Here is a 20,543-nt window from a genome sequence, read left to right as displayed (position 1 = left end):
CGACGGGACCAGCGAGTCAACGTCTGGTGTTCTTCATCGGTGAGGATCAGTTCAGCTTTCGGACGACCGGTGCGAGGCATACTCCATTCTACAACTTCTTACACGAATTTACGGCGCAGGACACTAGCGGGACGAAATCACTCGCACTCTAGCGGATCGAGACCTGCCCCAGTGAACCAAAGCGTTGTTGGATAACCGACTTATGAGTCAGACAGATTTTTGAGTCAGCGCACCTTCCGCGAGATCGCGGGTCGAACAACTTGAACCCGCCGCAGAACTGCCCAGCCGAAGCCACTCGCCAGAGACGCTACCGCAACGCGACAACGAGAATCGGCCTCTGCGAGAGCTCCGCAGAGACCGATCAAAGTCCCAGGTCAGCGGGACAAACGCTTAGCACCTGATGGTAAAGCGGAACCTGTCCATCGAACCCAACCGGAGGCCGAGAAGATAAAACCCCTGGTCAGAGGCCCTAACTAGACATTAAATCTAAATTCGACCACATTTCGGACAGTGCTGACGTCACGCACTGACCTCATTCGGCCGAATCGTGAAACTGAACCGCCCCGGGTTCTCTGCCGCTACTTTGCGGGTTCGGGCTCTCGGTTGAGGGCCTCGTAGTGGAGCGTCTCGAACTCTATCGGGGTGAGCATCCCGAGGGAGCCGTGGAGGCGCCGATTGTTGTACCAGTCGACCCAGCCGGCCGTCGCGTACTCGACGTCCGAGAGCGTCCTGAAGGGTCCAGGATGGAAGACGGTGGTGCGGATGCACTCGGTCTTGAACAGGCCGTTCACGGTCTCCATGAGCGCGTTATCGTAAGCGTCGCCGACGGTACCGATCGACGGCGCGATGCCCTCGAGGTCGAGATGCTCGGTGTATCGGATAGATGTGTACTGGGACCCGGCATCGCTGTGGTGGATTAAATCGCCAGGTGAGACGGGGTTTCCGTCGCGGTCGCGCTGCCACAGAGCTATCCGTAATGGGGTCATGACCAGGTCGGTGCGCATGCTGGAGCTGGCGTGCCAGCCCACGATCCGCTGGGCGAACACGTCCAGGACGAACGCGACGTAGACGAAGCCCGCCCAGGTCCTCACGTACGTGAAATCTGTGACCCACACCAGGTTCGGCGCGGACGCGGTGAAGTCGCGGTTCAGCAGGTCACCGGCACGTTTCCCGTCGGGGTCGGGGATGGTGGTGCGCAGCTTCTTCGCCCGGCGAACACCCTCGAGGCCGAGGGTGCGCATGGCCCGGTCCACTGCTCCGCGGGAGGTGGCGGCGAGGCCGTCTTGGCGGCGGAGCAGGGCAACCCACTTCCGCCGCCCGTACAGGCCCTCCGGCGTCATCTGCATCCGCCCGGTGGCCTCGTTGAACCTCCAGGCCAGGTCGCGGATCTTGTCCTCGACCAGCGCGTCTGTGACCGTCCTGGCAGCGATGCGGGCCGGCCTCTTCCAGGCCCGGTAGGTCCGTGCAGCGATCCCCAAGCCCTGCTGGCGCAGGACGCAGAGGATCGACTCGACTGCGTAGCCCTCGGCCCTCATCTCGTCGATGAACGCGAGGATCAGCGGTTGCGGGGGTCGAGCTCCCCCGCGAAGAAAATCGAGGCCGGCGCAGGATCTCGTTGTCCTCACGCAGCCGCTTGACCTCCGCCTTCAGCCGCTTCACCTCGACGGACTCCTCTCTCGTGACGCCGGGCCGGGTCCCGTCGTCGACCTCGGCCTGCGCCAGCCAGCGCCGCACGGACTCACGTGAGACACCTTCCTGGCGAGCGACCGCGGCCGTCGCCGCGGTCAAGGTGGGGTACTCCTGGGCGTGGTCCCGCACGAGCCGCACGCACCTCGCGCGCAGCTGGGGATCGATCTTCTTCGGCATGCTGTCCATCCTTCCGAACTTAAACAGCAGCGGCATCAAACCTGGGGCGGTTCATGGGTGACGTTCCCACCGCGGTATCGCGACTTGGCGAGGACGATTCGCGCGAAGCACAAAACCTGCGCGCTGTGAACTGGTTGCTGGCGCAGGACGGTGGCCCGGTGGTCATCGTGACCCCGCGGCGTGCTGTCGAGAGCACGTGCATCAGCCGACTGATCTCGCACCCTCGGGTGCATCATTATGCATGGCGCGGACACACCGGCGGCCTGTACGACGGCCAGCGCGTGCTCTACGACTGGCCCGATCGTCAGCGTCTGAACGAGGTGTGGAACGTGGAGGCCGATGCCATCGCGATCATCGAATGGGGTGTCGAAGGGACCGCTAAGTGGATCGAAGACGTGAATCCCGTCCAGCTGTACCCCGGACAGACGATCGAGCCAACGTCGAGCCCTCGAGCTGCTCCCGAACCACTCCCGAATGGTGTCAATGGCATCCTCGAACACATTGCGGCCATGCCGCCTGCAGTCGAATCCTTTGATGTGCTTGCCGCAACTCCACGGCTTCACTACGCGTCACACCGGGCTCACGGTTGCGCACGACGCGCACCACGTCATCACGGAACTCTCGCGGATAGGACTTAGGCATGATGACGTCGTTCCAGGCCAGCCCTTCGGGCTAGCCAGATCAGGTGTCACCTAACCGTGCAGCAGCCCCGAATTGATCGCCTCGCTTTAGGACGCAAAAGGCCCGTTTAGAACTGATAAATGCACAGAAAGTTCGTACATGCCGTGACCGTTTAGTGGATTCTGACGAGGATCCCGCAGATTACTAATAGAACAGCCGCAGCGACTGCTGAGCCCACTGACCACTGCACGCGCCTGTGCTTCGTCCACGCGATAGTTGCCATCACGACGATCTGTCGACTCAGCTGATCGAGAAGGTCCACCTCGGCCAGTGCAGTCTTCAGCACAGAAGCGTCCCAATGGCGTGCGTGGCCGAAATAGATGAAGTTGTTCGCTGACTCCGCCTTCGTGTGCCTTCCCCTTAGTCGAGGGAACACAACCAATGCGGCAAAGGCGATCGACACGAGAAGTCCGAACAGTCCGGCGTAGTACAGCGTTGAGAGGAAACAGTTCCCGAACTCTGAGAACATGCGCCCGGTTGCAGACAGCCCAATGACTGTCGCAAGAGCTGCTGACTCTATCGCGAAGGCAAAAGCCGCCTTGGCATCGACTTTTCCCGTCCAGTCGACTTGAGCAGCGTGTATGCGCCACGCAGCGTCAATCGCTTTCGAGTTGTCCGGTGCACTTACCGGGTCGCTCTTTCTTCGCACGTGATTAGTCCAAATCCTCAAGCGTCTAGCGAACGCCAGTAGCTCGTCTTGAAGAGGTCGATCTTGTACGGACCAACCGTTGTCCCGAAAGGGCCGCGCCAAGGGTTATCGTCGGACGCCAACTTCTTCTTCTGCGCTGCGTCGAGGTAGCCATAGACGTTCTTGGTAACGATTATCGAGGCGGACTCTCTGATTGCGCTCAACTTGGCTGCAACATTTGGAGCCTGTCCGACGAAAACAAGGTCGTTGTGATTGTGTTCGTTCGCCTTGTTGCGAACACCTGCGCGCGCAACGAATGTCTCACCGCTATCGATGCCGATCCCATGCCGCGGCACCCACACGCTAGTTCCGTTTGCGTCATGGCGAGCCTTGACTTGAGGAGCAATGACCCGCTGGACCATCCAATTGATAGCGAACGCAGCGAGCACGGCATTGTTGCGTTTCCGGTTGCCTGCGAAGACCCCCATCACACGGTCTCCGTCAAAGCTCTTGATGTGCCCGCCATAGTGGCGAATGATCTCTGAAGCTCCACCGAGGTACATGCGGATCGCTTTGGCGGCAAAGGTGTTCTTGTAGCCCTTCTGCAGGCCCGTAGATTCCGCTAGATCCGCGTATAGAAACGCGGCATCAATCTTGACCGCGCCATTCTTATGGGTAACCGAGTCGGTGGATGGGACTTCGTTGCTTTCTCGAATGTTCCATTCCTCATTGAGGATCGTGGAAATCTGATTCTCGATATCTGTGTCAGTCTTCGCCATCAGATCTCCCACGACGCGTCAGAATGGTAAAGCGTTGTGTAGTTTCCCAGTGCGGCAATTCCGTTAGACGACGTCCAAAAATTCCTGCCGTCCGCGAGGAGACGAGTGCTTTCGTCAAGATCGTCGTAGACGGGTTTCGTGATGTTTGTGTTCCATGTGCGATGTTCGCTCAATCGAGCTGCATCGTTGGGCGCGTCACCAATTGAGATCAGGTCATTGTTGTCTCGAACACCACCACGAACGATGAGCGCTTCGCCTGTATCGATGCCGACACCGTGATTGATTGTGTAGCTCTGAGACACGTCTGTCCATTTGGCCTCGATCGCCGGTTGTATCACGTGATACACCGCCCAGTTGATGCCAAGCGCGGCTCTCACGGCCTTTACGTTCTTGTCCGAGCCCATAAAGATCGCCATAACTCGATCCCCATCAAAGCTGCGAATATTACCGCCGCAGTGTCGAAGGATCCGCGATGCCGAGTTGATGTAAGCGCGAATGATTGTAGCCGATGCCTCTTTCTTCAGAGTGTGCGCGAGCTTGGTTGAACCGGCGAGATCTGCGTAGAGATAGGTCGCATCAACGAGCCGGCCTCCATTCTTCATCACCACGTCTTCGGTCTTTGGAACGACGGTGCCATTTGAGATGTTCCACGCGGCAGCGAAGATGTCGCCTACGGACGTTTCTATAGTCGGGTACAACGAGCACTCCTCACGGGTTGGAGCGCCAGCTTAGCAGGGGCCTCGGACATCGAAGTCGACTCGCAGTAATCGGAGTAGTGCCGCGCGCGCTGACGATGGGGGCGCGAGCTGCGATCCGCGAGCGAAACGAGACGCAATCACCGCAGACTTGCCCGTCCCCGTAGGCCTTGTGATGAGCGCCGCACCGGTGCGAGAGTCGGCCCGCCGAAGATAGCGATCCAGAGTTTTCACCGCTTTGTCCTGGTGACGCCACAAAGCCATGACCACGAGTCCTCTCAAATTTCATCCCGCGTAATACGAGACTGTCCGAAACCGGACTCAATGCCGCGCCCGTAGCCAACATTTCTGATTCTCACATGCCAGTTGACCGACACTCGCCTTGAGCGCTCGATACGGAAGCTCCATGCCAGCATCTCCCGCGCTTCATCCTGCCTGATCGGTCCACCATCGCCGCCCAACGAGCGGTTGCCTCTGCCGGCGATCGACGTTGTCTCCTGTAGCGGAGCAAGGTGCTTTCTCGCGAGTGGCGTTCCCGTCGTACTGCTCCCTCTCTCGGCAGCCGGACGTCGAGTTCTTTCCGCGCGAGGCCGCCTCGTCTGCAAGGAGCGAGACAGCGCTACTCCCAACCCCCTCAACGCTGAGCCTGGACGGTCACGTCCCGAGGGTCCACCGAGCCGTTGCGATTGCGACTCTCACGCACAGGGTTCACGGACGAATGAGTAACGCTCGAGCCTCAACGCCTAGCTGCTCAGCAAGGGCCTCGACCGAGTCCAAGGTGAGGTTGCGCTCTCCGCGTTCGATGCCGGCGAGGTATCGAGTCGACACTCCGAGCTGCTCGGCGAGACCTTCCTGCGACAGCTGACGCGCGAGGCGCAGATCGCGCACTTGTGATCCGAGCACCGTTTTAAGCGTTTCTCCCCTCCAACCAGCCTTAAGCCTTGATCCACCGACGCGCGGGTAACGGTGCGATACCGCGTGTGAAATGGAAATACCCCTCCTGGACTGGGAAAATGGTGATGTCTAACGTCAACATTTCCCACCCAGAAAGGGGCACCTCCGAGGTGCTATTCAATCACACACCCGCCGCCGTGTCCTACTCCTTCGACGACGCCAACCTCACCGCTGCCACTGGGCTCGTCCCGATCATGCGACTAGCCCAGAATGCAGGCCTGTTCGATCTCGCCAACGAGCGTCTGACCGTGACCACCACCGGGGCCGACAAAGGTGCGAACCCGGGCGCGAAACTGGCCACCCTCATCGCGGGAATGGCCGCCGGTGCTGACTCGATCGATGACATGAACATGCTGCGCCACGGCGGCATGAAACATCTCTTCGACCGCGTCTACGCCCCCTCCACTCTGGGGTCGTTCCTGCGCTCGTTCGCCTTCGGTCACGTCAGACAGCTCGACGCCATCAGCACCCGGCTCCTGGCTAATCTCAACCAGCACACTCCGCTCCTGCCCATCGGCACAGAGTCCGGACAGTCATCGATAGTGTTCGTCGACATCGATGACACCGTCATCGACGTTCACTCCGCCAGGAAACAAGGAGCCGGATTCGGCTACCAGGGCAGCCGTGGCCTCAATGCTCTCCTGGCCACCGCCTCGACCAGCGAATCCGGCCAGGTCATCGTTGGTCAGCGTCTGCGGAAAGGCTCGACATCCTCAGCTCGGGGTGCTGACAAGTTCGTCTCCGACGCTCTGGCCGCCACCACCCGAATCAACTCAGCAGGGGCTCCTGTTCTTCTGCGCGCTGATTCCGCGTACTACTCGTCGACGGTGGCCAAAGCCGGCCGGGCTGCCGGGGCCGATGTGTCGGTCACGGTGCGTATGGACAAGAAAGTGAAAGCAGCGATCTCTTCTATTGCTGACGATGCGTGGACTGGAATCGAGTACCCCGATGCGATCTACGACGAAGACTCCGGGATCTGGATCAGCAAGGCTGAAGTCGCTGAAATCCCCTTCACCGCGTTCACCTCGAAGAAGAAATCACTGCAGGTGTCGGGGCGTTTGATCGTGCGCCGAGTCCCGGAACTGAGCGAGAAGAAGCGTGCTGCCGGGCAGGATCCGCTGTTCGACCTGTTCCGGTATCATGCGTTCTTCACCACCCTGGACAAGGATCGTTTCGGCACTGTTCTTGCTGATCAGGTGCACCGGAAACACGCGATCATCGAACAGGTCAATGCGGAGCTCAAAAACGGTGCCCTGGCGCACATGCCGTCGGGGGTGTTCACCGCCAATGCCGCGTGGCTGGCGACCGCGGCGATCACCCATAATCTGTTGCGGACAACCGCCGGACTGATCGGGGGCAGGATGGGCAAGGCTCGGGCGCAAACACTGCGGACCAGGATCATCCAGGTCCCCGCCCGGGTTGCTCACCGAGCCAGGAAACTGATCCTGCATCTGCCCACGGCCTGGCCCTGGGCGGATGAATTCTCCGGTTGTGGCAGACCACGTTGAGTCCACCTGGGACAGTCTCGACCTGACCGTCAAGCCCTTGCTGGGGCGCGAAGTCTGGGGTCATGGAGGAAACCCCTGAAAACTCGAAGTGGAATCAGACCGGTGGGAGGCCGGGACGACACCTCCTACTCACTCATCGCGCTCATGCTCGAATCGGGTCTTGGCCCTTGCCGCCAGGTGGATCGGTGGATCAAGGTTAAGGCTGGTAGTCATGACTTCCAGGAAGGTATCGCTTCCAGTTACTGCTGTCGAAGAGGCTACACACGACACCTCGCGGCGGCTACGAAGCCGACGCGAGGGAGAACGTCACGATGCCGAAATCACGACAGCCCGCTGCGGGCGACCAGGATGTGGCAACTCCACTGTCCAGCGAACACCGCGATCGCTGGCGCTGCTCCTTGAAACGTGGGAATCCATATTCGAGGTGAAGCGCCAGGAGTGGACCGACGAAGGCATCTACCAGCCATACGGAGCCTTCGCCTCCGGCGAACCCTGTCGAGCATGCGGGCGTCGGCTACTGGACGATCTACCCGAGGACAACTGCGAGCGCAAAAACACTGGGACTAACGTCGACAACGCTGCGTTCCGCGGAAAGCACGAGGGCTGCAGCCTCGGGTTCTGGAGCATGGTGGGCTGCAGCTTGGACCATTGCCATCAGTGCTGCCCTCCCCCACCCTTGAGTCCATTCCAAGTCCACACGTTGCAGACACTGTTGCGCCGGCCCACGGCTCACCGTGCCGCGTGGCAGCTGAACCTGACCTGCGGCCACGTGATGTCCGTTATCACCGGAGACAGAGTCAACGCACCGAAGGCGGCGCGGTGTCCGGTGTGCGACACCACGCGCGGTGTCGTGGAGGCTACCCCTGGTGGATCGACGGGCACGGACGTTGCTGACGCGGTCAGCGTCACAGAGGTCTATCGACTACTCACCGACGAGCAGTGGAGAGCGATCAGTAGCATCGTGCACCCCGACGACCATCCTCGTCGAGGACGACCAAGTGCGGACGCTCGCACGGTCGTGAATGCGATCTTGTATCGCGACGCCACGAGCACCCCCTGGCGCGAGCTGCCATCCACATTCGGGGCGCGGAGGACCGCAACAAGGCGGTACCGCCAGTGGATGGCGGACGGGAACTGGGACCAGGTTCTCTGGCTGCTCTCACCGAGCGAAGACGACGGCTTGCTCAGCGCTGACCCGACACCGTGAGCTTCTGGCTGCTGGCCACCGAATATTGAGACAGGCCGATTTATGAGTCAGGAGATCGGTCCGGCAGTACAGCATGCGTGAACCCGAGTCATGCCTCGAAGAGTGTCAGCGTGTGCGCGCGCACCGATCATCCAGCGCAGTCGCGCAATCCACCCAGTCGAGTTTGATGTTCAGGACCGAGCCGCCACACGCCCAAGAACACCCGCAAGTCAGGTTCCTGGCCCGTTCGAAACATTAGATCGGAATGCGAGCCCTGATCTTCGGCGAGAGCTGGTGAACCAAAACCCCTGGTATTACGGGGTTTTTACACGTTGAACCTAAATTCCACCACGTTCCGTAGCCGAATAACCTCTCGACCCACCGCTCCACATCATCCCCGAGCGGCACCCAATGCCGTTGCTCGGTCCAGACCCCGTTTCCATTCTTCGACCTGACGTACTTCTCACGGGGACAGGGGGCGATCAGATGTCAGAAACTGATCGCGCTCGCTCTCCTGCAAGCGCCCGGCGCAACAACTCCACCATCTCCTCATGATGAGTGCGCACATCTGCGTCGTTCCAACTCCCGGTCTCCGCCCGCCGTGCCATCAGCTCGAGCTTCAGGCTCTGCCGGCGAGCATCGTGGTTGTTCGCCTTCTGCGCAGGGAGGTAGTTGCTGAACTTCGAGTTGGTGCTCACAGTGACCAGCGCCAAGTTCCCGAACCAGTCGAGAAGGTGCGGATCCTCCAGGCGGTATGCGAAGGAGGAGTGCTCGATGTCCTCGGTGCCCGGGGAGAAGTGCTCCACGGAGGTGCGGTAGCTGAAGGTGAAGTCCCATTGGTTCATCTCCTCCACCAGCAGGTAGTCCAGGTACGTGAACACGATGCGCGGGATGGCGAAGCCGAGCGCCATCCCATCCGGGCCGGTCTCCTCCTTGTCCGGGTCCGGGGTCACCGCCTCGCGCAGGCGCTCGTGGGCATGGGACTCGAGACAGTGGAGGAAGCCCTGAGCTGTGATCGGCTCATCGTGATCGGTGAGCTCGGTGACGTAGCGAAGTGCATCGGTCATCCAGTGCATCGTGCGCGGGGAGGTGTAGGTGATGCGCAGCGCCGACTGCAGCAGCAGGATCCGTCGGTGCAGGCTGCGCGGGCCGGCACCGGATTCGTCAGCGGCGAAGGTCGAGGGGTACCGGGGAGTGTCCTGCCCGTTGTTGCCGCGACGGGACGATCCTCGCGCGAGCCGGTACAACGACCAGCTGCCAGGTTCCTCGTCCGTGGTGGATTCGTGCCCGGTGGTCAGCGTCGCATCACGCTTGAGAATGAAATGATCGAACAGGTAGCGGATGCGCAGCAGGTCCGTGGTGAACTTGCGCACCCAGTCAATCCGCTCCGGCGGCGGTAGTGAATCGACGCGTGCAGAGAAGCGCTGCACTAGCAGTTTGTCGTCGAGCTGACGATCATCCTCCCGTGCGGAGCCCCTGCCTGCTCCCTCCACCGCGAGAACCTGCAGCAGCAGAGTCGGGAACGTGATCTGCGATGTGAATCGCTCGCCGCCGTCGGCATCTTCCGACTCGGTCCTGACCGTGGTCTGGGAGTAGGCAGTCACCGCATCGTCGAGGGTCAGCGCGGTGGATTCGGGTGTGTTCGAAGCGTCGTCGGCGGCGGGCGAGGCCGCTTCGGAGGTGGTGTCGATGAGTTGTGCACGCAAGCGGGAGAAATCTGCTGTCGGCATCTGGTCCCAGTCGGGGCCGAAGACTTCTGCGCGTTGGGAGGTGTTTCCGGCAGTGGCGCTCATCCCCACGTAGTGCTCCATGTCGGAGCATGCTGTCCAGACGCGGTTCAGCAGGGCGCGATCGAGGGGGTCAGACAGGTATCGGAGGAGTCGCGCCTTGACGATGTCCACGGGACTGAGCTGCGCACCGCGCGTATTCATGATCTCGAAGTACCGATTCAGATCGGTGCTCCGGTCGATCGGCATGCGGACGACGAGGACCCTGGTGAGCAGATAGTCGATCACCTGGGGAGTCTGTAAACGGTCACCGTCGGCCCCGCCGTCCAGTAGCTGTTCGATAATCATCGATGCGCGGAGGATGCCGGAGTCCTCTCGATCCTTCTCATCCTCCGCCGGCTCATCGATCGTATCGGCGACGCCGCGGAGAGCGCGGGTGGCCTTCTCCCGAGCCTCGTAGGTGAGCGGCCGAAGCGGACCGATGCGGTCCTTCAGACCCGGCCGGGAAGAGAGCTTGACCAGCAGGATATACAAGGTGGTCAGGCGCTGCTGTCCGTCGATCACGTCGAGCGGCTCATCGGCCCGTTGCGGAGGGGCGACCACGAGGTTGCCAAGGAAGTAGTCCTTGGCCTCCTCCTGCTCGGCCTCGTCGAAGACGTCGCGGATCAGGCGGTGTATCTGCTCCTCGCCCCAGGTGTAATTGCGCTGGTAGAGGGGAATCGAATAGCTGGGAGCGTCCGGGCTGAAGAGCTGCCCGACGGGGATGGCCTGGACGTCATCCTGAGCGATGGTCTGTGTCATCTCAGCGGGACTCCTTCAGCAGGGTGAGGAGCCGTGCATCCTCCGGGTTGTCAGTCCGCGCCGTGCGCGGGGCGCTCATGTTCTCCAGCTCGATCTCCCGCGGATCGAGACTGTCGCGGATGGCGGAGAACAGGTTCACCTTGTTCAGGCCGTCCATATTGGTGCTGATCCCTCGTGCGTAGTTGTCCGTGGTTCTCCAGCCCAGACGCTCGTACGCCAAGCGGAGGGAGTATGCCCAGCGGAAGAGGTGGCGTCGTACCTGCGGCATATCGGCCTCGGAGTACTTGTTCGTGTAGTACAGGACCGCGGCGACGTACAGCTCCCGGCAGTACCTGAATCGCGCCCCGTCGTGGAAGACCGTGCGATCCGCAGTCGTGAGGCCGGCTGTGTTGGCGTCGGAGAAGAGTTCCTCGTCCAGCCGCTCATACTCCTCGAGCATGAACGCGGCGTAGTCGAAGAAGGACTTACCCGCAGCGACCGGAGCATCGAGCTGGTGCTGGGCCCGCTTGAGATCTCTGCGGGTCACCGAGTCGGCATCAGGATAGGACCACTCCTGCAGGCCGGGAAGCACCGCCTTGGCAGCGCGATGGTATTCGGCCCCCGGCAGGCGGCGAGTGGATCTGCCGACTCCCTTGAAGAGGTCGAGGTCATCGGTGGTATATGCATGCGCTGGCATGTTGCGGCTCCACCAGTGGATGCGGGCCAGGTAGGTGCCGAAGAGCCGGTCCAGCTCGTTCTCGTCGGCCTTCTCCCATTGCTCGACCACGGCGCGCTGCTCGGCAGTGCTGGCATCTGCCATTTCGCGCAGGTGGAAGGCCTTGAGCAGGTCGTGCGGGCGCAGTGATTTGCCTCGGAAGTTCTGCGAGTCGAAGAACTGGAATGCCTCATCCTCGTCATCGGTGACGATCTTCAGAACTTTGGCTTTGGCGTCGAGGAATTCCCGGTACCTGTCGAGGCGCCCCGGAGAACGTTCGAGGTCGGCGACCCGTCGCGAGAGTTCCTGATGGACGTGGTGGATCGGGGTGTCCCCTGATTGGAGATGGGGGATTCTCTGGCCGCGCAGAAGCGCCCGCAGCAGATGGAGGGTCAGGATTCTCTGCTGTCCATCGACCACCTCGAAATGCGACTCCTGGGGACGCCTCAGGAGGATGACGGTGCCCATGATGTACGAATGCTCCGGCCTGCTATCGAGAGCCTCCGCGACATCCGTGAACAGCTGTGCCGCGATGCGTGGGGACCAGGAGTACGGGCGCTGGAAATCCGGTATGCGCAGGTCGGGACCTTGAGTGCCGAGCAGTTCGTCGACGGAGACGAACTGCAGCATCTCGGTGTTGATCGTCATGGTGTCGACGGTAATCGATAGGTAGGACGCTGTACCAGGGGTCGGGATCCGAAATTGCACCGTGCAGTCAGTGCTGGAGTGCATGCAGGAGCATGGTGTGCGGGCAACAACGACAAAACGGTCAAGATCGCAACTGCGATAACACTCCAGAGCTGGATCACTGAGCCCCCTTAGGTTAGACCGGAACTCGACTACACATTAAACCGGAACTCCACCACGTTCCGGACAGCACTACCGTCTCGAATGCTCGGGCTTGACCTTGCTTGACAGGTCGGATAGGATCGCGACAAGCCTTCTGAGATCGCGAGAGCAAGATCAACGAAGGGGGATCACCCCACGTGGGCTGTGTCGAGCAGCGCGTAGTCAGCACCGGGTAGCACCGGGAACCACGTCGAGATTCAGATTTAGACGACCCGGCAGGGAGTGACTTCTCCCGTAAGGCACGGAGGTCCGGAAGGGCCCAGTGGAGCATCGCGCACGGCGACCGGGAAAGTAGCCGGACAACTATTCCCCCCGTCTCCGGACAGATATTTCTGTCTGGAGTTCTCATGGGGTACACCACTCCTCCCAAGTCAAACCTGTCCCACTACATCAGCCTGACTGAGGCTGTCCAGCTCGGGTATGGCGCGTATCAAACGCTTCGTCGATACATCGCCGATGGCAGGCTGCCCGCTGTCAAGGTCGGCGGCCGTGTCAAGGTCCTACGCACTGATCTCGATGCGCTCGCTGTACCGACACGCGCCAGCGGCTTCGAGTCCATCGAGTCCGCCGTCGAGCGGATCGTAGCGTCTGCTCCCCCGTTGTCGGATGAACAGGTCCGCCGTCTGCGCGCTCTCCTTGGCGGTGCCAAGTGAGTACTGCACAGGCATCCGTCGTGGGCGGCGTCCACCGCGAGCCCTGTTATCGCGTGCTTACCCAGCGCCGCAGCCAGTGCGGTTGGGGTGCCAGTGAGGAACATACCGGGAACGATGTGCTGTGGGATATCTCTGCGACTAAGAGTTCTGTGGAGCTTAAGCAGGAACACTCCACCTACGGGCGCGGCGAAGGGCTTGTAGATTCGCCGCGCCTTGCCGCAACCAGCGTGTTCCCGCCGATCCCGCCGCGTGGAGCAGCCGTTCATGGCACCTCACCGTCTGGGGTACAGCGGGGGGAACATCGGGGGTACATCGGTCTGCCTGCGAGCGCCGATGCTCCCCGGCTCCGGGGTGATCGCTATGGCGCGTAAGGCAGCGAACCCGACTCTGGTCATGCTGGTGCAGCAGATCAAGCCCGAGTGCTGGCAGCACTCGACTGATCCGGTGTTCGCCGGCCTGTTGGAGCAGGCGCACGCAGCGAACGGTCGCCCGAAGGATGATCCTTCGCGCGTCGATGCGCTACGTGCGGCTGCCGCGTCGTTCTCGCAGTACTTGGTCGTGCTGCTGGAATCTGTCGGTCTCGTGATCGAAGAGGCTCACTGCATCCTGCACGGTGACGATACTCAGCTGGGCTGGGATGATGCGACCGCTTCGATGGTCGAGGTGCCGAAGTACCTGCACCTGCATCTGCTGTTGAAGTTCAAGAGTCGCGAAACCTCGGCAGCGGTCGAGAAGCTGGCCGCGATTCTGGGAGTCGAGGTCCAGTACGTTGAACTCGACAAGTCGCGCGGCGGTGCGCCTGTCGAGGTCTGCGGCAAGAAGATCACCCAGCAGCACGACAACGGCTTGGCCTATCTCACGCACGTGAAGTACCCCGACAAGTTCCAGTACCCGCCGGAGCAGGTCGCCTCGGTACGGGGCATGGAATATCAGCAGGTGTACCGCGAGCGGTATCCGGCGTGGCGGAAGGGCCGCGCTCATGTCAAGGCGAAGCGGGCGAAGCTGGAGTTCGAGCCGTTCCGGGAGATGGTGCTCCAGGGTGAACTCACGCGTGACCAGATCATGCTCACCGATGAGTACTTCGATATCTATTCACGGCATCAGCGGGAGATCGATGATGCGTTGTCGGCCTACGGGCAGCGCCGTGCTTACCGTGCGGCGGCGAAGCTGCGTGCCGGTGCTTTTTCGACCCAGGTCGTCTTCATCCATGGCGAGGCCGGGGTCGGCAAGACCAGGTTCGCGAACGCGTTCATCCAGGAGGCGATCTCGTGCGCCAAGGGACACGGGGAGCGGTGGCAGGTCTACCGTGCCGCGACAACAAACCCGCTCGATGACTGGCGGGGCGAGGAGATCATGCTGCTTGATGATCTGCGGGCCTCGGCTATGGATGCCAACGACTGGCTACTTCTGCTCGATCCGCACAATGCCTCGCCTGCTCGGGCGCGGTACAAGAACAAGGGTGAGGTCGCTCCCAGGCTCATCGTGATCACTGCGACCATCGAGCCGGTCGAGTTCTTCTTTTTTGCCCGTCAGAAGGGCAATGTCGATGAAGCGCTCGATCAGTTCATCCGCCGCTTGCAGTCGGTGGTGCGGGTCTTCCGGGAGGATGACATTCTCCGGTACCTGGTGCAGCCCGTAGTCAAGGGCGATCCGTACAAGCGCGCCATCTCAACGAAGCAGGCAAGTGGCTACACCAGCTTCGAGGTGTTGTCGCTGAGCTACGGCCCGGCAGGCGGTGGCGCTCACGACGCTGGCGCTGCTGTCGACGAGTTGCTGGATGGGCTCGCCGAGCACAGCCGTGACGTGCCGTTGGCGCTCACCACCGGGGGTACGGCATGAGTGCGGTCGCCGCGACCTTGCAGTCGATTCGTCGTCGCCCAGGTGGGGCGACGGCGGATCGCTGCATCGAGGTCCGTCAGGACCGAGGCCCCCGGAGGGCCCCAGGAACTTCGACTCGCGAAGCGACGGTCGAAGTGTATGGGGCTACACCTTCCGGATCGGAGGTTGCCGCAGAGGCTCCACACACGGGCGCAGGGTCCCGGGTGTGGAGGAGCGGGGACCTCCGATCTGGAAGGCCCCTCGGGAGAGCCGCCGGGGGCTCCGGGGAAGCAGCGTCAACAGGCGGTGCTTCCCTGGAACAGGTCGAGAGGAGATCAGCATGAGTTACACGATGACGTATGACGCGAGCCACAAGGTGGGTCGCGCGGGAGGGCATGTGCAGGGTTTCATGCGACACATCGCACGGGAGGCCGATGAGGCTGCCGGGTACTCGTTCAAGCACGCGAACACGAACATCGATACGAGTAGAACACACCTGAATATGTCGTTCGTCAACGATCGCGGTGGCAGCTACCGGTCGGTGCAGTCGGTCGATGGCGACCCTCCGTCCAACGAGTTGGAGGAGTACCTGAACACGCGGCTCGCCACCGTACACAAGTCTCTGCGCAAGGATGCAGTGGTTATGCGCGGGATCGTGCTGCAGCTCGATCCATCGTGGTTCGAAGATCACTGTCCTGAGTGGAGGAACGAGGGTCTGAACGAGGAGGCTGGCCGCCTCACGATCGCTGCGCTCAACTGGGCAAGTGCCGAGTTCGGACAGGCCAATGTCGTAGGTGGCTCGATCCACCTCGATGAGCACTCACCGCAGCTGCAGGTCATGATCACGCCGGTGACCCAGGATGGTCGTTTGTCGCAGAAGGACTTCTTCAAGGGTCCGGGCGATCTCAAGCGTCAGCATCGTGAGCTTCGTGCCCACATGGAGAAGATCGGGTATGAAGTCGAGCATGCCGTGACCGAGCGCTCGACCGAGCATCTGTCGAGTAGTGAGTTTCAGGCTCGCGCGGTGCGCACCAAGCGCACCGCGGAGAAGGCTGCCGCGCATCTGGCCGACACAGAACGCAACAGCAAGAAGGCGTGGGAAGACTGCCAGGCTGCCAAGACCGAACGCGATGCCCTCCAGGCTGAGCGGGCCGATCTCCCGAAGCTGCGCAGCAAGGCGAAGACGGATGGGTACGCCGAAGGTCGTGAATTGGCCGAGCGTGATACTGCACAGGCTCGTCACGCAGCTGAACAGACTCGCATGGATGCTGAAGAGGCGAGGGCCGCTGCGAGGGCACGGGAAGTGCATCTGCACGCGCTGCACGATGAGATTGAGCGCGAACTGCGGGAGGCTGGGCCTCCGCCATCCCACCCGAGCTACGAGGACGTGCGCAAGGATCTTCTCGCTGCGCAGTCGGCAGTAATGACACGCTTCCTCAAGGGGACGAAGTTCAAGGACGGCACGACGCTGTTTGATCGGTTCGAGCAGCACGCAAAGAGCGAGTTCAAGAAGCATCAGCGGCGCACGACTGACGGGCTCGGAACGTACCGGGGCCCGAGCTTCGAGAAGTGGAAGGAGCGCACTGTCGCTGCACAGTCGCGCCTCATCCGAGACCTGGCGACCGAGATCAGCACAGAGGAGCCGGAGCAGGATGCGGGCCACCAGTTTGGTGGGCAGGCATAGCTTTGGAAACGCAGAACCCCGCAGCCATCAAGCTGCTGGGTTCTGCGTCGAGTGAGGAGCGGTCAGCTCGCGATCCAGTTGTCGTTGGCGTCGCGCATGTAGTCCTTGACCTCACCTGCCACCCCGATGGTGCCGTCGGCCATCACCGACAGCTGGACGGTCGCGGTGGTGTCGCTCTTTCCGTCGGCGTCAACCAAGGGTAGCTCCAACTCAATCGCGTTGTCCGGGTCGGTCGCGGAGGCGGCGCAGTCGCCTACCACGGTGAGGGTCGAGAAGTCAGCGGCAATGTACGTGCCCGCCTCGGGTGCGGACTCGTCGAAGTCGGATAGCGCGTTGGGTTCCTTGCTGGAAGTGAGTCCCAGCGCCTTGGCGATGATCCCCGCGTTCGTCGACTCGCCTTCACTGCCGCCGCTGAGGTAGCCATCCACCACTTCTTGGCCGGTCGCACCGTCGGTGTAGAAGGTGCCCTGGATCCCGGCGAACATCTCGATTCGGTCTCCGATTTGCTGGGCCGTGAGACCGCGCTCTTCGCCGTCGGCGATGAGCCCATCGACCTCGGCGACAATCTCTTCGATCGAAGATGCTTCGGAGCGTTCCAGAAGTGCGTCCTCCGCCTGCGACCGCTGACCGGCGTCTGATCCTGCCGACACGAGGCCATCGGGCTGACCGTCCATGTACGTGATCGCCAAGTCAGCCGCGCAGACCTGCGCGCCGCCAAGGTCGTGGCCGGTCACAACGATCTGGTCAATGACGAGATTGTTAGCGTCTGCGCCCATGACCTCTCGGAGGTCGTCGGGTGTGCGGACGGTCACTTCGTTCGACGGCTCGATGCCGTTGGTCTGAAACTCGTAGACGCTGGCAGCGGTGTCACCCCCGGTCTCGTTGTCAGGCGTCTCCGCCGGGTCGGAGCCGCATCCCACAAGGGTGAGGCCGAGGATCGCCGCGGCGATCATTGCCGCTGGTCGGTGCAGTGTTCTCTTCATCGTTCGCTTGCGCGGGTAGGCGCGTTCCTCTCTGTGCACATGTCCTGGTCTAGCCACTAATCCTAGTGGAAGCGATGAGTACCTGGTACTCTTCGCTTCCTTCTTTGAGGCTTGAAGGGTGAAGGAATCCCTCAAACACCGCCTGGGCCGGAACCTCCGCGCCCTGCGCGTGTCGAGAGGGCTTACCCAAGAGAAGCTGGCTGAAGATCTCGATGTGACGCCGCGCTATCTCGCGGGCATCGAACGGGGCGAGCGCAACCTCACGCTCGACTCGATCGACGCTCTTGCCGAGGCCCTTCGTGTGGACAGCGTCGCGTTGCTCACGGTCGGCGTCGACGCCTCGACCACGACTCAGCGCTTATAGCGACGGCGGGCAGCAGCGGGACTGATGCTGAGGGCATCAGCGACAGTTGCCCAGGAGATGCCCTCGTATGTGGCGACCTGGTGAGCGTGCATGGCGATCTCGTACTCCACCGCTTCGCGCAGTGCGGCGAGGTCCCGCAGCTCTGCTTCGGCGCGAGTCATCTCGGGGTTGCCCACCCACCACCGGAATGCGTGGATGTGGTCACGGGCATTGCTCTCTGCGGACATCTTCATTCCTCCTCTTGAGTGCTGACCGGCTTCACGGGGACCTCCGCCACGGAGACCGGGCCGTGGGTAGGGCAGGTGTGGACGCGCCACATTCCTCGGTCGGGTACGACGACATAAGCGCGGTCCGTGAACTCGGGTGGCGAGCATTCGAAGCACAGGCAGAGCGTCAGTTCGTTGTCCGACATCACAGGCTCCGGAAGACGTAGGCGCCGTGGGAGCCGTCGTCCATGACCGCGTAGTCGTATATGAGGTCGCGGGTCCATGCCTCCCAGTCGAAGTAGCGGGCTACCTCCTCGGGCACGTCGGCCAGCAGGCCGCTGTCTTCGACGAGTTGCTCGGCGTACTCGCGAAATGATGACCATTCCCCGCAGTAACGTTCTTCAAAGTCGCTGATGCTCGGCAGCCCGTCCCCGTCTTCGATGTAGTCGCCGGACAGGACCCAGGCATTGAGAGCGGGCCTCTCACGTTCAGGCACGTCTTCGAGGGTGCGGGCCAGCTCGGCGGCGTCACGAGGTGAGCACTCCGCTGTGATGGGTAGGTTCTCATGATCGAGGCACCAGAGTTCTTCGTGGGTACCAGGGTCGATTGCGCGTCCGTGCAGCTGCGATGTCGTGATCTCATCTGCATCAGTTGCGTTGTGCCAGTCACCAACGAGATTCCCTTCGTTGTAGCACTGGAGGCAGCCGATCCAAACGCGGGGTGTAGTGTCGAAGCTCCTTGTCATAGCGGTCTCCTCTGTGTCGAGGAGAGCGGTGGCGCGACTGGCAGTCAGGCTCTAGTGAAATGACGCGCTTATGCCGCGTCAGCCGCTCTCGGGAGACCTCCCGGGTCCGCTTCGCGGACCGCGGCCTACTTCGACACGATCTCGACCGATGCTGGATCGAACCCTTTGCGCCCTCTGGGCTGTGGAAACACCGTGACAGTAACCAGCGCGTCGATCACTTGACGTCGGATCTCAAGCGATGCGCCTCTGAACGCGCCTGGCGGGTCATCGGTGTCGAGGATTGGTCGCAGCACACCAGCGCGTCCCCGCAGTGCCTTTTGGGCCTCCAGCTCCTGTATGCGCTCCTCGGCGGCGTCGCGCACGCGCTTGAGGTCGCGCCCCTCGATGATCTCCTCGTCGTAGTCGTGCTGCGCACGACTGATCCTGGCTCGTTGGTCGCTGATCGCAGCGTCGAGGGCCTCGGTCTGTGAGCTGTCCTTGGGCTTGAGGATCTTCTCCGCCGCGTCATCCATGGCGAGACGGGCGCTGATTGCCTTCGTGACGTACTCGTCTATGGCGGGACCAGAGCGGACCAAGTGACCTGGGCACGTGTACCCGCGTGGTGCGCCTGTGACTTTCTTGCCGCAGACCTCTCCAGTCACAGAGACGACGACACCACAGCGGTACAGTCCACTCCCGAGGCGCTTGCGTTTGGTTGCACCACTGGTGTTGGTCACGCGCTTCTTGTCGTCGAGAATCTCCTGGACCTTCCACCAGGTTTCGTCATCGACGATCCGCTCCCACTGGCCCCGGATCGGCTCTCCGGCGTCGTCGCGGAGGATTTGTGCCTTCCACATCCGGCGACGCTTCCCGTCCGCCTGGGCGAACTTCGGCGTGTAAGTGCTCAGCGCCGCATAACGCGGGTTGCGCAGGATGCCGAGCACGGTCGAAGGCGACCACGGACCGTCTTCGACGATCGGTCGGGGGTCGAGGCCCTGCTCCTCGCGGGCGGCGGCGCGCTCGACGCTGACTGTGTGCGTGTGCTTGGGAAGGGCAGAGAGCCCTTTGATCTTCTCGGTACCACTGAGCGCCCGGGCGAGCGAGCGTAGCGACTCAGGGTTTTCGATCCTCGAGAACAGGGCATAGATCGCTTTCACGACCACGGCTTCATCAGGCATCACACTGCCGTCGACGGCATAACCAAGCGGACGCATGCCCTTCGGGGCACGCCCCTGCATAGCGCGCTGTCTCTGCGCCGCAGACTGACGGGCGCTCTTGCGCTCCATCTCGGCGCGCGCCACGGCGGCCTTGATGCGTGCGTACATGCGACCGCCGTCGGTGGAGAGGTCCGCGTCGCCGTTGGCCGTTACGAGGGCGAGGCCGCGAAGCTCGGCGGCGTCGATCCAGTCCTCCAGCTGCCGCGGCTGCCGGGTGAGCCTGTCGAGGTCGTAGCAGATGATGGCGTCGAACCGTCCGACCAGGTAGTCGGCGACCATGCGGTCGTAGTCCGGACGGATCGCGGACCGGTCGGTAGCGCTCTTCGACTGGTCCACATAGGTCTCGACGATCTCCCAGCGCCGGAACCGAGCGAGGTTCTCACAATCCTCGCGCTGGCGTTCGATGGCGAGCCCATCCATCTCGCGGTCCTGAGAGATACGGAGGTAGATGGCTGCCTTGCGGGGTGCGCTGCTCATACGTGCACCATAACAGCATCACGTAAGCAGTGTTCGGGACACAGGAATA

At 62.0% G+C, this 20,543-nt stretch carries 17 protein-coding genes and 1 pseudogene; 7 read left to right on the top strand and 11 right to left on the bottom strand.

Going from position 1 to position 20,543, the window contains the following annotated elements:
• Nucleotides 1-578: 578 nt before the first annotated feature.
• Nucleotides 579-1,866, bottom strand: a protein-coding gene (locus BLIN9172_RS12135) for an IS3 family transposase (protein ID WP_101555307.1) whose coding sequence is annotated in 2 segments (ribosomal slippage) — nucleotides 579-1,605 and nucleotides 1,604-1,866 — 1,290 coding nt in all. Because the reading frame shifts where the segments join, the coding sequence is not laid out codon by codon here.
• A 53-nt stretch (nucleotides 1,867-1,919) separates the two neighbouring features.
• Here BLIN9172_RS12135 and BLIN9172_RS18150 point away from each other — a divergent pair.
• Nucleotides 1,920-2,504 carry a hypothetical protein gene (locus BLIN9172_RS18150; protein WP_170286906.1) on the top strand — a complete coding sequence of 195 codons (585 nt, stop codon included), beginning with the start codon at nucleotides 1,920-1,922 and terminating at the stop codon, nucleotides 2,502-2,504.
• Nucleotides 2,505-2,659: 155 nt separating this feature from the next.
• On the opposite strand, the gene BLIN9172_RS12125 is transcribed toward BLIN9172_RS18150, so the two are convergent.
• The 4 genes from BLIN9172_RS12125 to BLIN9172_RS12110 all read right to left on the bottom strand — a co-directional run bounded on the left by BLIN9172_RS12125 (nucleotide 2,660) and on the right by BLIN9172_RS12110 (nucleotide 5,552).
• A complete protein-coding gene (locus BLIN9172_RS12125) occupies nucleotides 2,660-3,196 on the bottom strand; it encodes a Pycsar system effector family protein (RefSeq protein WP_180956972.1) in 537 nt (178 codons plus the stop codon).
• A 17-nt stretch (nucleotides 3,197-3,213) separates the two neighbouring features.
• A complete protein-coding gene (locus BLIN9172_RS12120) occupies nucleotides 3,214-3,954 on the bottom strand; it encodes an adenylate/guanylate cyclase domain-containing protein (protein ID WP_101555298.1) in 741 nt (246 codons plus the stop codon).
• Nucleotides 3,954-4,652 (bottom strand): adenylate/guanylate cyclase domain-containing protein, encoded by a 699-nt coding sequence (locus BLIN9172_RS12115; protein WP_101555297.1) that lies wholly within the window; start codon nucleotides 4,650-4,652, stop codon nucleotides 3,954-3,956. Before BLIN9172_RS12115 ends, BLIN9172_RS12120 begins: the two co-directional genes overlap by 1 nt.
• Nucleotides 4,653-5,357: 705 nt before the next feature.
• Nucleotides 5,358-5,552, bottom strand: a complete 195-nt coding sequence (locus BLIN9172_RS12110; protein WP_240812106.1) for a helix-turn-helix domain-containing protein — start codon at nucleotides 5,550-5,552, stop codon at nucleotides 5,358-5,360.
• A gap of 188 nt (nucleotides 5,553-5,740) precedes the next feature.
• On the opposite strand from BLIN9172_RS12110, the pseudogene BLIN9172_RS12105 reads away from it, so the two are divergent.
• Together BLIN9172_RS12105 and BLIN9172_RS18850 are read left to right on the top strand one after the other, a co-directional pair.
• Nucleotides 5,741-7,137: pseudogene (locus BLIN9172_RS12105) on the top strand (IS1380 family transposase).
• A gap of 185 nt (nucleotides 7,138-7,322) precedes the next feature.
• Entirely contained in the window at nucleotides 7,323-8,318 is a 996-nt protein-coding gene (locus BLIN9172_RS18850) for a transposase (RefSeq protein WP_101555295.1), read from the top strand.
• Nucleotides 8,319-8,779: 461 nt separating this feature from the next.
• On the opposite strand, the gene BLIN9172_RS12095 is transcribed toward BLIN9172_RS18850, so the two are convergent.
• Nucleotides 8,780-10,825, bottom strand: a complete 2,046-nt coding sequence (locus tag BLIN9172_RS12095; protein WP_101555294.1) for a GmrSD restriction endonuclease domain-containing protein — start codon at nucleotides 10,823-10,825, stop codon at nucleotides 8,780-8,782.
• 1 nt (nucleotide 10,826) lies between these two features.
• Nucleotides 10,827-12,167: a DUF262 domain-containing protein gene (locus tag BLIN9172_RS12090; protein ID WP_170286905.1), complete on the bottom strand. Its 1,341-nt coding sequence runs from the start codon at nucleotides 12,165-12,167 to the stop codon at nucleotides 10,827-10,829.
• 548 nt (nucleotides 12,168-12,715) lie between these two features.
• Here BLIN9172_RS12090 and BLIN9172_RS12085 point away from each other — a divergent pair.
• The 3 genes from BLIN9172_RS12085 to BLIN9172_RS12075 all read left to right on the top strand — a co-directional run bounded on the left by BLIN9172_RS12085 (nucleotide 12,716) and on the right by BLIN9172_RS12075 (nucleotide 16,523).
• A complete protein-coding gene (locus BLIN9172_RS12085; protein ID WP_029152152.1) occupies nucleotides 12,716-13,021 on the top strand; it encodes a helix-turn-helix domain-containing protein in 306 nt (101 codons plus the stop codon).
• 393 nt (nucleotides 13,022-13,414) lie between these two features.
• Nucleotides 13,415-14,860: an RNA helicase domain-containing protein gene (locus BLIN9172_RS12080; RefSeq protein ID WP_240812105.1), complete on the top strand. Its 1,446-nt coding sequence runs from the start codon at nucleotides 13,415-13,417 to the stop codon at nucleotides 14,858-14,860.
• A 319-nt stretch (nucleotides 14,861-15,179) separates the two neighbouring features.
• Nucleotides 15,180-16,523 carry a plasmid recombination protein gene (locus BLIN9172_RS12075; RefSeq protein ID WP_029152154.1) on the top strand — a complete coding sequence of 448 codons (1,344 nt, stop codon included), beginning with the start codon at nucleotides 15,180-15,182 and terminating at the stop codon, nucleotides 16,521-16,523.
• A gap of 62 nt (nucleotides 16,524-16,585) precedes the next feature.
• Here the strand turns inward: BLIN9172_RS12075 and BLIN9172_RS12070 are convergent, their stop codons facing one another.
• Nucleotides 16,586-17,476: a hypothetical protein gene (locus BLIN9172_RS12070; protein ID WP_029152155.1), complete on the bottom strand. Its 891-nt coding sequence runs from the start codon at nucleotides 17,474-17,476 to the stop codon at nucleotides 16,586-16,588.
• 148 nt (nucleotides 17,477-17,624) lie between these two features.
• On the opposite strand from BLIN9172_RS12070, the gene BLIN9172_RS12065 reads away from it, so the two are divergent.
• Nucleotides 17,625-17,870, top strand: coding sequence for a helix-turn-helix domain-containing protein (locus BLIN9172_RS12065; RefSeq protein WP_051216143.1), 246 nt, complete (start codon nucleotides 17,625-17,627; stop codon nucleotides 17,868-17,870).
• Here BLIN9172_RS12065 and BLIN9172_RS12060 read toward each other — a convergent pair.
• The 3 genes from BLIN9172_RS12060 to BLIN9172_RS12045 form a co-directional block, all read right to left on the bottom strand.
• Nucleotides 17,858-18,103, bottom strand: coding sequence for a hypothetical protein (locus BLIN9172_RS12060; protein WP_101555291.1), 246 nt, complete (start codon nucleotides 18,101-18,103; stop codon nucleotides 17,858-17,860). The two genes, BLIN9172_RS12065 and BLIN9172_RS12060, sit on opposite strands and share 13 nt — an antisense overlap.
• A gap of 178 nt (nucleotides 18,104-18,281) precedes the next feature.
• Entirely contained in the window at nucleotides 18,282-18,821 is a 540-nt protein-coding gene (locus tag BLIN9172_RS12050; protein WP_029152158.1) for an antirestriction protein ArdA, read from the bottom strand.
• Between the two features lie 125 nt (nucleotides 18,822-18,946).
• Nucleotides 18,947-20,494, bottom strand: coding sequence for a recombinase family protein (locus tag BLIN9172_RS12045; protein WP_101555290.1), 1,548 nt, complete (start codon nucleotides 20,492-20,494; stop codon nucleotides 18,947-18,949).
• Between the last annotated feature and the right edge of the window lie 49 nt (nucleotides 20,495-20,543).

The sequence above is a fragment of the Brevibacterium linens ATCC 9172 genome, from assembly GCF_900169165.1.
Taxonomy (GTDB): Bacteria; Actinomycetota; Actinomycetes; order Actinomycetales; family Brevibacteriaceae; genus Brevibacterium; species Brevibacterium linens.
The sequence above is the reverse complement of the archived record's forward strand: the minus strand, read 5'-3'. Positions and strand labels throughout refer to the sequence as shown.

What these genes read in the sequence shown, in the direction of transcription:
- BLIN9172_RS12070 (WP_029152155.1), bottom strand. Translation starts at nt 17,476, where the DNA reads ATGATCGCCGCGGCGATCCTCGGCCTCACCCTTGTGGGATGCGGCTCC.
- BLIN9172_RS12075 (WP_029152154.1), top strand. Translation starts at nt 15,180, where the DNA reads ATGAGTTACACGATGACGTATGACGCGAGCCACAAGGTGGGTCGCGCG.
- BLIN9172_RS12095 (WP_101555294.1), bottom strand. Translation starts at nt 10,825, where the DNA reads ATGACACAGACCATCGCTCAGGATGACGTCCAGGCCATCCCCGTCGGG.
- BLIN9172_RS12050 (WP_029152158.1), bottom strand. Translation starts at nt 18,821, where the DNA reads ATGACAAGGAGCTTCGACACTACACCCCGCGTTTGGATCGGCTGCCTC.
- BLIN9172_RS18150 (WP_170286906.1), top strand. Translation starts at nt 1,920, where the DNA reads ATGGGTGACGTTCCCACCGCGGTATCGCGACTTGGCGAGGACGATTCG.
- BLIN9172_RS12120 (WP_101555298.1), bottom strand. Translation starts at nt 3,954, where the DNA reads ATGGCGAAGACTGACACAGATATCGAGAATCAGATTTCCACGATCCTC.
- BLIN9172_RS12080 (WP_240812105.1), top strand. Translation starts at nt 13,415, where the DNA reads ATGCTGGTGCAGCAGATCAAGCCCGAGTGCTGGCAGCACTCGACTGAT.
- BLIN9172_RS12045 (WP_101555290.1), bottom strand. Translation starts at nt 20,494, where the DNA reads ATGAGCAGCGCACCCCGCAAGGCAGCCATCTACCTCCGTATCTCTCAG.
- BLIN9172_RS18850 (WP_101555295.1), top strand. Translation starts at nt 7,323, where the DNA reads ATGACTTCCAGGAAGGTATCGCTTCCAGTTACTGCTGTCGAAGAGGCT.
- BLIN9172_RS12060 (WP_101555291.1), bottom strand. Translation starts at nt 18,103, where the DNA reads ATGAAGATGTCCGCAGAGAGCAATGCCCGTGACCACATCCACGCATTC.
- BLIN9172_RS12090 (WP_170286905.1), bottom strand. Translation starts at nt 12,167, where the DNA reads ATGACGATCAACACCGAGATGCTGCAGTTCGTCTCCGTCGACGAACTG.
- BLIN9172_RS12085 (WP_029152152.1), top strand. Translation starts at nt 12,716, where the DNA reads ATGGGGTACACCACTCCTCCCAAGTCAAACCTGTCCCACTACATCAGC.